A 13,156-nucleotide genomic window follows, 5' to 3' on the forward strand; every position below is an offset into this window, starting at 1 on the left:
CCTTGGCGGCCTCGTAGTACTCCTTGGGGATCGAGACGATCCCGGCCATGTAGATCAGCGTGGCCAGGCCCACGCCCTTCCACACGTCGACCAGCGCCACCGACAGCAGCGCCAGCTGCGGATCGACCAGCCAGCCGGGCCCGTCGATGCCGAGCACCCCCAGTGCGGAGTTGATCGCCCCGCGCGAGGGGTGCATCAGGACCTGGAAGGTGATGCCCACCCCGACGGAGGAGACCAGCACGGGGAAGAAGACCACCGCGCGCAGGTACCCGCGCCCCACGATCTGGCTGGTCAGCAGCATCCCCAGCCCCAGCCCGAGCACGACCTTGGCTCCGGAGGTGACGACCGCGTAGACGAAGGTGTTGGTGAAGCCCTTCACCAGGGCCGGTTCCTGGAAGAACTGCACGAAGTTGCCGAAACCGATGAACTCACTGTCGAAGATCGTCCACCGGGTCATGCTGAAGTAGAACGACAGCAGGGTCGGCACCAGGAACAGCACGCCGTACACCACCGCGGCGGGCAGGTAGAACCACCCCGGGTAGGGACTGCGCCGGCGCCCCGACCTGCCCGACCGGCCTGGGGTGGCCGCAGAAGGCGCCGAGCTGAGCGTCGTGGCCATGGTTTCCTCCCTCTCGGGTCAGACCGCTCCGGCCGTCACGGGCCGGAACGGGGGAACGGCTCGGATCACCAGCCCTCGAGGCCCAGCTGCCGGGCCTGCTTCTCGACGTCCTGGTCGTACAGCTCCGCGGCCTCCTGCGCCGGGCGGATGCCCGAGCCGACCTCGACGAGGATCTGCTCCAGGGCCGGGCCCTTGATCGGCGAGAGGTACTCCAGTGCCGGGCTCTGCTGGTCGTTCTCGAAGTAGGCGCTGACGTCCTCGGTCACCTGGGGGACGTCGTCGGGCAGCTCGCACCCCTCGACGAGGTAGGGGCCGGTGGGCACCGTCGTCTCGGTGAGGATGTCGCAGGCCGTCGGGGTGGCGAGGAAGGCGAGGAACTGGTTGACGGCCTCCAGCTCGTCGCCCGTCGTCGTCTTCGGCACGTACACCCCGCCCGGGAACCAGGCGGTCAGCCCGTAGGTGGCCGGGTCGTCACCCGGCAGGGCGAAGAAGCCGATGTCCTCGATCTTCTCGGGGTCGATGCTCATCGCGGTCGCCACCATGCTCGAGAGCATGGGGTACTGGGCTCCGGTGCCGTCGAGCAGCATCCGGATGCCGTCCTCCACCTTCGCGGAGGCGAAGTCGCTGTTCTGGAGGTTCTGGTCGTGGATCTGCTGCGTGTGCTCGAAGCCCTTGATGGCCGCGGGGTCGGTGGCGTACTTGGCCTCACCGGCGGTGTAGTCCTCCGCGAAGGAGGGGTTGGCCGCGGCCACGTTGTGGAAGTCGCCCAGGACCAGCAACTGCGAGGTCCAGGTGTCCTGGTACGTCTGGATCACCGGGGCGATGCCGGCGGCCTTGATCGCCTCGCTGTTGGCGACGAACTCGGCCCAGGTCTTCGGCACCTGAAGGCCCAGCTGCTCGTAGACCTTCCTGTTGTACAGCACCCCACCGCCGAAGGCGGTCCCGTAGGGGACGCCGTAGACCTCGCCACCGGCACTGACCTGGGGGGTGAAGCTGTCGTCGACCAGGTCCACGTAGGGCTGGTCCGTGAGCGGCGTGAGCGTCTCCTCGGGGGCGATCTGCTGGAACAGCGAGCCGGAGTTGTAGGCGAAGACGTCGGCCATGCTGCCGGTCTGCAGGCGGGTCTTGACGAGGTTGTCACCCTCGCCGCCCTGCGGGCGCGTCTCCACGTCGACCTGGACCTCGTCCTGGGAGGCGTTGAAGTCCTCGACCAGCGCCTCGGCCCCCAGGAGGGTGGAGGGTGCGTTGTCGACCAGGAACGTGATCTCCGTGGCACCGCTGCCCGAGTCGTCGGAGGAGCCGAGGCTGCCGGCGCTGCAGGCCGACATCGACATCGGCAGCACCGCCGCGGCGGCGCAGATCGCCGAGCGGCGCAGGAACGTGGTCTTCACAAGGCTCTCCTCATCGAGATGGCCGCGGACCCCGCGGCGGAGCACACCGTCATTGAAGCGCTTCAGAAGAAGCGTAGGCACCGTCCCCGCCGGAGGTCAACGCCATCACCAGTGATTCTTGAAGCGCTTCACCCACGCGTGGCGAGGATGCGCGCGGAGGTCCCGGCCCTCAGGGCACGGACCGTCGCGCCTCCGCAGCGGCTGCCGCGTCGTACGCGCGGCTGGGGACCTGGGTGGCGAGCTTGCCGCCGGAGACGTCGATCAGGGTCCCCGTGATGTACGAGGCCGCGTCGCTGGCCAGGAACAGCAGGAGGTCGGCCACGTCGTCGGGGCTCTCCCACCGCCGCAGCGACAGCGTGTCGAGCAGGCGGTCCTGCGCGGCCGGTTCCATCTCGGCGAAGCCGTTCATGGCCGTGGGGACCATGCCGGGGGCGTAGGCGTTCACCGTGATGCCCCAGGGTCCGAGCTCGGAGGCCAGGACACGGGTGAACTGCACGACCGCGGCCTTGGAGGCGGCGTAGGCGGCGCTGCCGACGCTGGGCACGATCGCGGCGAACGACGCGGCGTTGAGGATGCGGCCCCGGCCCGCCCCCTTCATCACCTCGGCGACCGCCCGGCTCACCAGGAAGACCCCGCCCGCGTTGACGTCCATGCAGCGGCGCCACCCGTCCCAGGACAGGTCGGCCACCTGCCCCTCGACGTTGATGCCCGCGTTGTTGACGAGGACGTCGATCGTGCCGTGGCGCTCGACCACGGCCTCGACCGCCCGCTGGACGGAACCGGGATCCACCACGTCGCAGACCACCTGGTCGACGGCCGGTCCCGTCCCGGCGGGTCCGGCCTCGGGCGCAGCCTCGGCGTCGAAGGCCAGGTCGAGGGCCGCGACCCGGGCGCCGTCCGCGGCGAAGCGGGCGGCGATGGTCCGCCCGATCCCCCGCCCGGCTCCCGTGACGACCACCACGCGGTTCGTGAGATCGAGGTGCACAACGCCTCCTCCAGCGGACATGCTGTCGAGGCATGAGCATAATCACGGAGACCGCTGCCGCACCGGACCGCAAGGTCGTCTGGATCACCGGCGGCGGCACCGGCACGGGCCGCTCGGTGGCCGCGGCCGCCGCGCGCGCGGGGTGGGGCGTGGTCCTCAGCGGCCGCCGTGCCGCACCGCTCGAGGAGACGGCGGCCGCGATCACCCGCGACGGCGGCGCCGCCCTCGCCCTGCCCCTGGACGTCCAGGACGTCCAGGCGGTCGCCGCGGCCCGCAGCGCGGTCGTCGAGGAGTTCGGTCGGCTCGACGGCCTCGTCCTGGCCGCCGGCCTCAACGCGCCGCGCCGGCGCTGGGACGACCAGGACATCGCCGCAGTGCACGACATCATCGCCACCAACCTGTCCGGGCCGGCCACCGTCATCGACGCCGCCCTGCCCGACCTGCGCCGCAGCGGGGGCGTCGTCGTGGTCGTCTCCTCCTACGCGGGGTGGACGTTCTCCCCCGGTGCCGGGGTCGCGTACTCGGCCAGCAAGACGGCGCTCGGTCCGCTGGTGCGGACCCTGAACCAGCAGGAGGCTCCCCACGGCGTCCGGGCCTGCCACCTGTGCCCGGGTGACATCGCCACCGACTTCCTCGACCAGCGGCCCGAGGTCCCGGACGAAGCCGCCCGGGCCGTCATGCTCACCCCCGACGACGTCGCGCGCACCGTCCAGTTCGTGCTCGACAGCCCACCGCACGTGCGCATCGACGAACTCGTCCTCTCCCCCGTCTCCCAGCGGTGACCGCCGCACCCGGCCGGGGCAGCGGGGAACCGGGTGCCGAGGACCTGATCACCGACCCGCGCCGCCCGACGTCGGCGGACGTGCGCTCCACGGCGACGCGCGCGAGCGCTGCTGGAGCGACCGGAAGCATCGGGGTCACGCTCGTCGCCCCCGCGCGACGAGCAGGAACGCGACCGCGGCGACGACCCGTACGACGATGTTCGCGATCAGGACCGCGCTCACACGCTCCACGAGCGTGTGGACGACCTCGAGGACCGCGGTCGCGCCGTGGAAGGCCGCGAAGCACAGTGCGATCAGCCGGACAGCTCTCGCGTCGTGCAGGCGGGCCGCGGCGAGGGACAGCAGGCCGATCGCGAGCTCCGCAGCAGCCAGGAGGTACGAGAGCAGGTGCTCGTCGGGCCCCACCGAGATGCCCACGGTGGCAGGTACGACCGCGGGGAGCACCACGAGCACGACCGCCGCAGCGAGCGTCACGACGCCGTGGACGACGAAGACCACCCGCTCGGCGCTTCGTCCCACACCCGCAACGTCCCATCCGGCGGTGAACCGGTCAACGAGCGGTCGAAGCAGTTCCACGGACTTCCCGCCAGCGCACCGGGACGCCGTGCGGCGGTGCCGTCCCCACGACCCGGCGGTGCCCGCCCGGCCAGGTGGTGACGCTCACCGGGTAGCCGGTCTCGCCGCGGTCGAAGGCGCCGGCGTCACCGTCGCCCGGCTCCAGCGAGACGCGGGCCAGGGGGGCCGTCGGGGTAGCCGCCGCGCCCAGCTCCCCCAGCCGGCGCTCGGCGGCCCCCCGCTCGTCGTCGGGCAGGTACTGCCACACCACGGAGTGCTGCACCACGGTCAGCGCACCCTCACGCAGCTCCAGGTCCGCGAGCAGACCGGCGGCACCGGTGCGGCGGCGCTCCACCGGGACCCGCCGGGCCAGTTCGAGGGCGGACCGCAGTCGCTCGGCCCGGTGCGGCTGGTCCGCCCACACGTAGGAGCGCAGCAGCAGCGCCCCCTCGTCCGAGGTGGGGTCGACGACGTCGGGGTCGCCACCGACGCGCTCGACGACCTCGAACGCGCCGGGCGCCGGCCAGGACGGCGGCTCGGCGTCCCACGCGCCGTCCAGCTCCACGGGCGAGTCCGCCGGGCCCCGGGTGCGCCCGTCGCCACCGCGGTGGCGGAACAGGTCCAGCAGCAGGTTCAGTCCCGCCGAGCAGCCGACCTCGCGCAGGCGCACCGGCACGACCGGCCCGAGGGCGGGCAGCACCTGCGCGACGGCGGTGAGCAGCCCACCGACCAGCGCCGCCGAGCGCCCCACCTCGTTGGTCTGCGGGGCGGTGCGCAGCCGCGCGCGCACGTCCTCCCCCGCGGTGCTCAGCAGCTCCCGCAGCGCCGACCAGGCGGCCTCGGCGTCGCCGTCACCGCCCGTGCTGGGCAGGTGGGCGGCGTAGGCGGGCGCGTCGCCGGCCAGGGCGAGGTGGTGGGCGGCGCCCAGCAGGCGCAGCGGCAGCGCAGCACCCGGCGGGTCGTCCTCGTGCCCCGCGAGCACGTCGCGCACGCGGCCGCCGGCGAGGACGTCGCCGGCGGCGCTGGTGAGCAGGTGCCCGTAGAGGGGCGAGCCCAGGTCCGCGCAGGCGCGCGCCTGCCCGCGCAGCAGTTCCGCGAGCCGCTGCACCCCGCCCGCGCCCGCGCCCCCGCCGCTGCCGTCGTCCGCCACGCCCCGACGCTAGCGAGCCCCGCTCCACCGCGCCCCCGGGACCGGCGGGCAGCCGCTCAGACGGCCGGCAGCGTCGAGGTGTCGATGACGAACCGGTAGCGCACGTCGGAGGCGACGACGCGCTCCCAGGCCTCGTTGACCTGCTCCGCGCCGATGACCTCGACCTGCGCGGCGATGCCGTGCTCGGCGCAGAAGTCGAGCATCTCCTGGGTCTCGGCGATGCCGCCGATGTTGGAACCGGCCAGGCTGCGGCGCGCGGGGATCAGCGAGAACGCGCGCACGGACATCGGGTTCTCGGGGGCACCGACCTCGACGAGCGTGCCGTTGCGGCGCAGCAGGCCCATGTAGGCGTCGAGATCCAGGTTCGCCGAGACGGTGTTGATGATGAGGTCGAAGGACCCGCGCAGCTGCTCGAACGTGTCGGGGTCGCTGGTGGCGTGGTAGGCGCGCGCGCCCAGGCGCAAGCCGTCCTCCTGCTTCTTCAGCGACTGCGACAGGACGGTGACCTCGCAGCCCTTGGCGGCGGCGATCTGCACGGCCATGTGGCCGAGGCCGCCGAGGCCGATGACGGCGACCTTCGTGCCCTCCCCGGCGCCCCAGTGGTTCAACGGCGAGTACGTGGTGATCCCCGCGCACAGCAGCGGCGCGGCGACGTCGAGCTCCAGGCCCTCGGGGATGCGCAGGACGAAGTCCTCGTCCACGACGATCTGCTGGGAGTACCCGCCCGCGGTGGGGCGGCCGTCGGCGGGGTCGGTGCCGCCGTAGGTGCCGACCATGCCCTGGACCTGCCCGTTGCCGGTGCAGTACTGCTCCTCGCCGTCGCGGCAGGCCTCGCACTCGCGGCAGGAGTTCACCATGCAGCCGACACCGACGCGGTCACCGACGGCGTGGCGGGTGACTTCGGAGCCGACCTCGGCGACGACGCCGGCGATCTCGTGGCCGACGACGATCGGCCAGGCCACCGGACCCCACTCGCCGCGGGCGGTGTGGATGTCGGAGTGGCAGATGCCGGCGTACTTGATCTCGATGCGGACGTCCTTCGGGCCGACGTCGCGGCGCTCGATCGTCGTCGGGGCCAGCGGTTCGGTGGCGGACGGCGCGGCGTAGGCGCTGACGGTGGTGCTCACTGGTCTCCTCCGGGAGGTGGGTCGGAGGGCCAGTGGAGCACGCCGGTGGCGGCCGGGCGCGCCGGGGTGCGGCCGGCGCGGTCCACGAGCGGGACGCCGCTCGAGGGGGCCGGGGAGGCGGACCGCTGGCCGGGCCGGCGCGCGGGCGCCTCGTCGAAGCGCTTCTCCGCAACCCGCGCCTCCACAGGACCGCCCCCGGCGAGGAGCGGACCGGTCCCCGAGAGGTGACCCGAGGTTTCAGGGACGCGGAGGCTTGACAGCGCACGACCTTCGGTCGAGTCTCGTGCCTCAGCACTGTCGAAGCGCTTCGCCAGCGGACTGCTCGGCGATCCCACGTCGAAGGAGATGTGATGAGGGTCCGAACGATCGCCGCCCTCGCGGCGGGGACGCTGGCCCTCGCCCTGGGGGCCTGCTCGTCCGAGGGGGCCGGCGCCGACGGGGCCGCCGACGGGCCGATCACGCTGGACTACTGGGCCTGGGGCACCGCCCAGGACGGCATGGTCGAGGCGTGGAACGCCGCCCACCCCGACGTCCAGGTCCGCAAGACCGACGCGGGCGGCTCGACCGACTCCAGCGCCAAGCTGCTGACCGCCACCCGGGCCGGCAACGCCCCCGACGTCGCGGTCGTGCAGTACGACACGCTCCCGGCGATGATCGTCGGCGGCGTCGCGCTGGACGTCTCCGAGCACGTCGACGGCGCTCAGGCGGAGTTCAACCCCGGCGTGTGGAGCCAGGTCGAGTTCGACGGCGCGGTCTACGGCATCCCCCAGGACGTCGGCCCGCAAGCCCTCGTCTACAACGAGGCCCGCTTCGCGGAGCTGGGCATCAGCGTGCCCACCACGTGGGAGGAGTTCCGCACCACCGCCGAGCAGGTGCGCGCGAAGGACCCCGAGTCGACCCTGGCGACCTTCGCCCCCGGGGAGTTCGGGGCGTTCGCGGCCATGGCGCAGCAGGCCGGGTCGCAGTGGTGGACCGTCGAGGGCGACACGTGGAACGTGAACATCGACGACGAGACGTCCCGCGAGGTGGCGGCGTACTGGGAGGACCTCGTGGACCGCGGCGTCGTCGACGCCGAGCCGCTGCTCACCCCCGAGTGGAACGCGAAGCTGGCCGCCGGGAAGGTCCTGTCCTGGCCCTCCGCGTTGTGGGCCAACGGTGTGATCAACGGCGTCGTCCCCGAGCAGGCCGGGCAGTGGGCGCTCGCACCGTTCCCGCAGTGGGAGCCGGGGAACTCGGCCGTCTCCTTCCAGGGCGGCTCCGCGGTCGTGGTGACGACCTCCTCCGAGCACCCCGAGGAGGCGGCCGAGTTCGCGACGTGGATCAACACCAGCCAGGAGGGCTCGGCGGCGCAGATCAGCGCCGGGCAGTACCCGGCCTCGCTCTCGGGGCAGGAGCTGACCCTCCAGAGCGATCCGCCCCTGCAGTCCCCGCAGCAGGAGGACTACTGGGAGGTCGCCCAGCGCATCGCGAGCGACACGGTGCCCGAGGTGAGCTGGGGGCCGAACGTCAACGTCGCCAGCAGCGCCTTCCAGGACGCCTTCAACGAGGCCGTCACCGACGGCACCTCGTTCACCGACGCGCTCGCCGCCACGCAGGAGGCGGTCGTGGCGGACATGGAGAAGTCCGGATTCACCGTCAGCGAGGGCTGATGGCCGCCCCCTCGCGCACCGCGGCTGCGGCGGCCCCCGCACGACGCCGTCGCAACACGGCGCCGTACCTGTTCATGGCACCGGGGCTGGTCCTGTTCGTCGCGTTCCTGCTGATCCCGGTTGGCTACGCGGTGTACCTGAGCCTGCGGGGGCTGCGAGTGAGCGGACCCGGTCCGTTCGGCCGGCGGGAGGAGACGTTCGTCGGCCTGGACAACTACGTCACGGCGCTGACCAGCCGGGACTTCCTGGAGGGTTTCGGCCGACTGGCGGTGTACGGGCTGATCGCCGTACCGCTGACGCTGGGTCTGGCGCTGCTGTTCGCGTTGCTGCTGGACGCCACCACCACGCGGGCCAAGCGGTTCGCCCGCACCGCGATCTTCGTGCCGTACGCCGTGCCGGGAGTCATCGCCTCCCTGCTGTGGGGCTTCCTCTACCTGCCGACCACCAGCCCGTTCAGCGACGTGACGCAGGCACTGGGACTGGGTGCGATCCCGTTCCTGTCGGGGGCACCGCTGTTCGGCTCGGTCGCGAACATCGCGATCTGGGGCGGGGTCGGGTTCAACATGATCATCATCTACACCTCCCTGCGCGGGATCCCCGCAGAGGTGCAGGAGGCCGCGCGCATCGACGGCGCCTCCGAGCTGCAGCTCGCCCTGCGCGTGAAGGTCCCCCTGGTCGCACCCGCCCTGGTGCTCACCGGGCTGTTCGCCCTCATCGGGACGCTCCAGGTCTACGGCGAGCCCACGACGCTGCGGCCCATGACCACGTCCATCTCCCAGACCTGGGTGCCCCTGATGACCATCTACCGCGACGCCTTCACCCGCGACGACCTGCCCCTGGCGGCGGCCGCGTCCGTGCTGCTGGCGGTGGGGACCCTGCTCGTGTCCGTGCTCCTGCTGCGGGTCACCCAGCGGCGCGCCTTCGGGGAGTCCTGATGGCGACCCTGGACGCCGCTGCGGCGCCGACCCGGGTCGCGCCCGACACCCGGCACGGGCGCGGGCAGGCCCGTCGGCCGGCGAGGGTCCTGCCCACCCTCGTCCTGCTGCTGGGTGCGGCGTACTGCCTGGTGCCGGTGGCCTGGGTCGTCGTCGCTTCCACCAAGTCGCCCGGAGAGTTGTTCTCCACGTTCACCTTCGCACCCGGCACGGGGCTGGCGCAGAACCTTCAGGACCTGTTCTCGTACGGCGACGGGCAGTTCCTGCTCTGGGCCCTGAACAGCCTGGTGTTCGCCGGTGTCGGCGCGGTGCTGTCGACCCTCGTGTCCACGGCCTTCGGCTACGCGCTGGCGAAGTACGACTTCCCCGGCAGGAACGCGATCTTCTACGCGGTCCTCGGAGGCGTCCTGCTGCCGGGCATCACCCTCGCCATCCCGCAGTACCTGCTCATGACGAAGATCGGCCTGGCCGGCACCTACTGGTCGGTGCTGCTCCCCTCGATCATCTCCCCGTTCGGCATCTACCTGTCGCGCGTCTACGCCGCGGCGGCCGTGCCGGAGGAGACCATCGAGGCGGCGAGGATCGACGGGGCGGGCGAGGGGCGGACCTTCACGGCGATCGCGCTGCCGATGCTCGTGCCCGGCATGGTGACGGTCTTCATGCTGCAGTTCGTCGGGATCTGGAACAACTTCCTGCTGCCCTTCGTGATGCTGTCCGACGAGCGGCGCTACCCGCTGACGGTGGGGCTGTACACCCTTCTGGCGAAGGGCTCGGGTGAGCCCGCCCTGTACTCGCTGGCCGTCGTCGGCGCGGCCGTGTCCATCGTGCCGCTCATCGCCCTGCTGCTGGTCCTGCAGCGCTTCTGGCGCATGGACCTCGTCAGCGGCGGCCTGAAGGGCTGAGCAGCCCCCGGACCCGGTACCCCGCCCTCCGTCCCGAACACCGACCCGCACGCCGACCTGGAGACCCCGTTGCCCTCCCCCGCACGACGCTTCAGCACCGACCGCTTCCTGTTCGGCGGCGACTACAACCCCGAGCAGTGGCCCGAGGAGGTGTGGCACGAGGACGTCGCGCTGATGCGCCGGGCCGGGGTGAACGCCGCGACGGTCGGGGTGTTCTCCTGGGCCGCGCTGGAACCGGCGGAAGGCGTGTACGAGTTCGGCTGGCTGGACCGCGTGGTCGAGGTCCTGCACGCCGGCGGCGTGGGCGTGGTGCTGGCCACGCCCACGGCTTCCCCGCCGCCGTGGTTCACCCGCGCCCACCCCGATGCGATGCCCGTGGGCCCCGACGGCGTGCGGCTCTCCCACGGCAGCCGGGACACCTACGCCGTCAGCGCCCCCGCGTACCGAGACGCCTGCCGGGAGATCGTCCAGCGGCTGGCCGAGCGCTACGGCTCCCACCCGGCGCTGCTGGCCTGGCACGTGCACAACGAGTACGGGACGCTGGACTGGGGTGAGCACGCCGCGGCGGCGTTCCGCCGGTGGCTGCAGCGGCGCTACGGCACGCTGACCGAGCTGAACCGCGCCTGGTACACGTCGTTCTGGTCCCAGCGCTACGGGGACTGGGAGGACGTGCTGCCGCCGCGCGCCACGCAGTACCTGGCCAACCCCGCGCAGGTGCTGGACTTCAAGCGGTTCAGCTCCGACGAGATGCTCCAGGCGCTGCGCGAGCAGCGTGACGTCATCCGCGCCACCGGCTCGGCGGCCCCGGTCACCACGAACTTCATGCTGCCCACCTGGAACCACCTGGAGCAGTGGAGCTGGTCGGCGGAACTGGACCTGGTGTCGGTCGACCACTACCTGGACACGGTGGGCCCGGACGGGGAGACCCACGCCGCGTACGGCGCGGACCTGACGCGTTCCTTCGGGCAGGGGGACCCGTGGCTGCTCATGGAGCAGAGCAGCACCAGCTCGACCGTCCCGGGACGGCGGGCTCACAAGTCGCCGGACCGCGTGATCCGCAACTCGCTGTCGTACCTGGCGCGCGGTTCGCAGGGGGCGCTGTTCTTCCAGTGGCGGGCCCCGGCCGCCGGGTCCGAGGCCTGGCACGGCGGCATCGTCCCGCACACCGGCGCCGGGTCCCGCTCGTTCCGGGGCTTCGAGCAGCTGGGCGCCGTCCTGACCGCCATCGCCGAGGCGGCCGAGCCACCTGCGGAGGGGCCGCTGGTGGAGGCGGACGTGGCGGTGCTGTGGCACGCCGAGGGCTGGTGGGCGACGGACGCGCCGCAACTGCCCAGCGACCTGCTCGACTACTCCTCCACCGTTCGCGCGGCCCACCGGGCCCTGTGGCAGGCCGGGTACGCGGTGGATTTCGCGGCGCCGGGCGCGGACCTGTCGCGCTACCGGCTGGTGCTGGTCCCCAGCATGTTCGCGCTCGACGGGCAGGCGGTGCGCCGGCTGGAGGAGCACCTCGCCGCCGGTGGCCACCTCGCGGTGTGGCCGTTCACCGGGTACGCGGACGAGGACCTGCACGTGGTCCCCGGCGGGTACCCGGGCCGGTTGCGGCACCTGCTGGGCCTGCACGTGGAGGAGCTGCACCCGCTGGCGGCCGGCGACGAGGTGCTGCTGGAGGGCGACGGAACCGGACCGCTGCGCGGCCGGGTGTGGAGCGAACTCGTGGTGCCCGACGGCGCCGAGGTGCTCGCCGCGTACGCCGGCGGCGACCTGGACGGGGAGGCCGCGCTGACCCGCCACCGCGTCGGTGCGGGTGTGGCGCACTACGTCTCGACCTTCCTGGACGAGGAGCCGCTGCGCCGCTGGCTGACGGCCGTGTGCGCGCAGTCCGGGGCGCGACCCGTCCTGGGCGCTCCCGCGCCCGAGGGGGTGGAGGTGGTGCGCCGGCGCGGCGCCCGCGCCGACCACCTGTTCGTGCTGAACCACTCAGGGGTGCCGGTGCGCGTCACCGGGCCGGGCACGGACCTGCTGACCTCCTCCGCCGCGGACGCGGGCCTGCGCGTGGAGCCGCGCGGCTGGGCGGTGCTGCGGACCACCGAGCGCGACGGATGGTCGGCGGAGGCGCTGGAGGCCTGACCGGGGCCGGGTTTCTCACCCCCCGAGAACCCCCCTTCCCCGCGGTCCGCGCCGCGCGGTGGGCTGAGCGCGGGTACCCCGGCCGGGGTACCGGCCGAGCACGAGGGACCCGCTGCGCGAGGCGGCGGGTGCGAGGGGAGAGGTCCATGCCCGAGGGAACGCGCGTCGCCGTCGTCACGGGGGCGGCCAGGGGGATCGGTCGGGGCATCGCCGAGCGCCTGGGTCGCGACGGCCTGCACGTCGTCGTCGCCGACCTGCCGTCGGCGAAGGCGGGGATCGATGAGACCGTCCAGGCCGTCAACGACGCCGGTGGGCTGGCGACGGGGGCGGCGGTGGACGTCACCGACGAGGAGTCCACCGACGCGCTGGTGCGTGCAGCCGTCGAGGCGGGCGGTCGACTGGACGTGTTCGTGGCGAACGCCGGGATCGCCCAGGTGGAGGAGCTGCTCGACTACGAGGTCCAGGACTTCCAGCGCATCTTCGACGTGAACGTCAAGGGCGTGTTCCTGTCCTACCGGGCGGCTGCGCGGCAGTTCATCGACCAGGGCGGCGGCGGCAAGATCATCGGTGCCGCGTCGATCGTGGCGTTCCGGCCGTTCGCCCTGCTGGGGCCCTACTCCGCCACGAAGTGGGCCGTGCGCGGCCTCACCCAGGCGGCGGCGATGGAGTGGGCCGAGCACGGCATCACCGTCAACGCCTACGGCCCGGGGATCGTCGGCACCGCGATGTGGGACCTGATCGACGAGAAGCTCGCCGCCAAGCAGGGCCTGGAGAAGGGGCAGGCGCTCGAGCAGAACGCCCGCTCGATCCTGCTGGGCCGGGTCTCGGTCCCCGACGACGTGGCGAAGCTCGTGTCGTACCTGGCTTCGCCGGACTCCGACTACGTCACGGGACAGACGGTGCTCGTCGACGGCGGCATCCAGTTCTCCTGATC

The 13,156-nt window shown here is 72.8% G+C and carries 12 protein-coding genes; 6 read left to right on the forward strand and 6 right to left on the reverse strand.

Annotated elements, in window-relative coordinates; translation table 11 throughout:
• The 3 genes from ACRYR8_RS16005 to ACRYR8_RS16015 form a co-directional block, all read right to left on the reverse strand.
• On the reverse strand, positions 1-619 hold a 619-nt coding region (locus tag ACRYR8_RS16005; RefSeq protein ID WP_432485378.1), incomplete at its 3' end, for a carbohydrate ABC transporter permease.
• A gap of 65 nt (positions 620-684) precedes the next feature.
• Positions 685-1,953, reverse strand: coding sequence for an ABC transporter substrate-binding protein (locus ACRYR8_RS16010; RefSeq protein WP_432485428.1), 1,269 nt, complete (start codon positions 1,951-1,953; stop codon positions 685-687).
• Positions 1,954-2,179: 226 nt separating this feature from the next.
• Positions 2,180-2,995, reverse strand: coding sequence for an SDR family NAD(P)-dependent oxidoreductase (locus ACRYR8_RS16015; RefSeq protein WP_432485380.1), 816 nt, complete (start codon positions 2,993-2,995; stop codon positions 2,180-2,182).
• A 32-nt stretch (positions 2,996-3,027) separates the two neighbouring features.
• Between ACRYR8_RS16015 and ACRYR8_RS16020 the strand changes: the two genes are divergently transcribed.
• Positions 3,028-3,777, forward strand: a complete 750-nt coding sequence (locus ACRYR8_RS16020) for an SDR family oxidoreductase (RefSeq protein WP_432485382.1) — start codon at positions 3,028-3,030, stop codon at positions 3,775-3,777.
• 135 nt (positions 3,778-3,912) lie between these two features.
• On the opposite strand, the gene ACRYR8_RS16025 is transcribed toward ACRYR8_RS16020, so the two are convergent.
• From ACRYR8_RS16025 to ACRYR8_RS16035, 3 genes are read right to left on the reverse strand one after another with little or no spacing between them, the layout of a single operon-like run.
• Positions 3,913-4,296 (reverse strand): hypothetical protein, encoded by a 384-nt coding sequence (locus ACRYR8_RS16025; RefSeq protein ID WP_432485384.1) that lies wholly within the window; start codon positions 4,294-4,296, stop codon positions 3,913-3,915.
• Positions 4,297-4,327: 31 nt separating this feature from the next.
• Positions 4,328-5,482 (reverse strand): DUF2332 domain-containing protein, encoded by a 1,155-nt coding sequence (locus ACRYR8_RS16030; protein ID WP_432485386.1) that lies wholly within the window; start codon positions 5,480-5,482, stop codon positions 4,328-4,330.
• Between the two features lie 56 nt (positions 5,483-5,538).
• Positions 5,539-6,609, reverse strand: a complete 1,071-nt coding sequence (locus ACRYR8_RS16035) for an NAD(P)-dependent alcohol dehydrogenase (RefSeq protein WP_432485388.1) — start codon at positions 6,607-6,609, stop codon at positions 5,539-5,541.
• A 350-nt stretch (positions 6,610-6,959) separates the two neighbouring features.
• Here ACRYR8_RS16035 and ACRYR8_RS16040 point away from each other — a divergent pair, with 350 nt between their 5' ends.
• The 5 genes from ACRYR8_RS16040 (at position 6,960) to ACRYR8_RS16060 (ending at position 13,154) form a co-directional block, all read left to right on the forward strand.
• The gene (locus ACRYR8_RS16040) at positions 6,960-8,258 is read left to right on the forward strand and encodes an ABC transporter substrate-binding protein (protein ID WP_432485390.1); all 1,299 of its coding nucleotides are present in this window, start codon (positions 6,960-6,962) and stop codon (positions 8,256-8,258) included.
• On the forward strand, positions 8,258-9,193 hold the full coding sequence (locus ACRYR8_RS16045; protein ID WP_432485392.1) for a carbohydrate ABC transporter permease: 936 nt from the start codon (positions 8,258-8,260) through the stop codon (positions 9,191-9,193). The genes ACRYR8_RS16040 and ACRYR8_RS16045 overlap by 1 nt, the downstream gene beginning before the upstream one ends.
• Positions 9,193-10,095: a carbohydrate ABC transporter permease gene (locus ACRYR8_RS16050; protein ID WP_432485394.1), complete on the forward strand. Its 903-nt coding sequence runs from the start codon at positions 9,193-9,195 to the stop codon at positions 10,093-10,095. Before ACRYR8_RS16045 ends, ACRYR8_RS16050 begins: the two co-directional genes overlap by 1 nt.
• 69 nt (positions 10,096-10,164) lie before the next feature.
• Positions 10,165-12,222 (forward strand): beta-galactosidase, encoded by a 2,058-nt coding sequence (locus tag ACRYR8_RS16055; protein WP_432485396.1) that lies wholly within the window; start codon positions 10,165-10,167, stop codon positions 12,220-12,222.
• A gap of 146 nt (positions 12,223-12,368) precedes the next feature.
• On the forward strand, positions 12,369-13,154 hold the full coding sequence (locus ACRYR8_RS16060; RefSeq protein ID WP_432485398.1) for an acetoin reductase: 786 nt from the start codon (positions 12,369-12,371) through the stop codon (positions 13,152-13,154).
• The last annotated feature ends 2 nt before the right edge of the window (positions 13,155-13,156 follow it).

Origin of the sequence: Kineococcus esterisolvens (assembly GCF_050871405.1) — a bacterium.
Lineage (GTDB): Bacteria > Actinomycetota > Actinomycetes > Actinomycetales > Kineococcaceae > Kineococcus.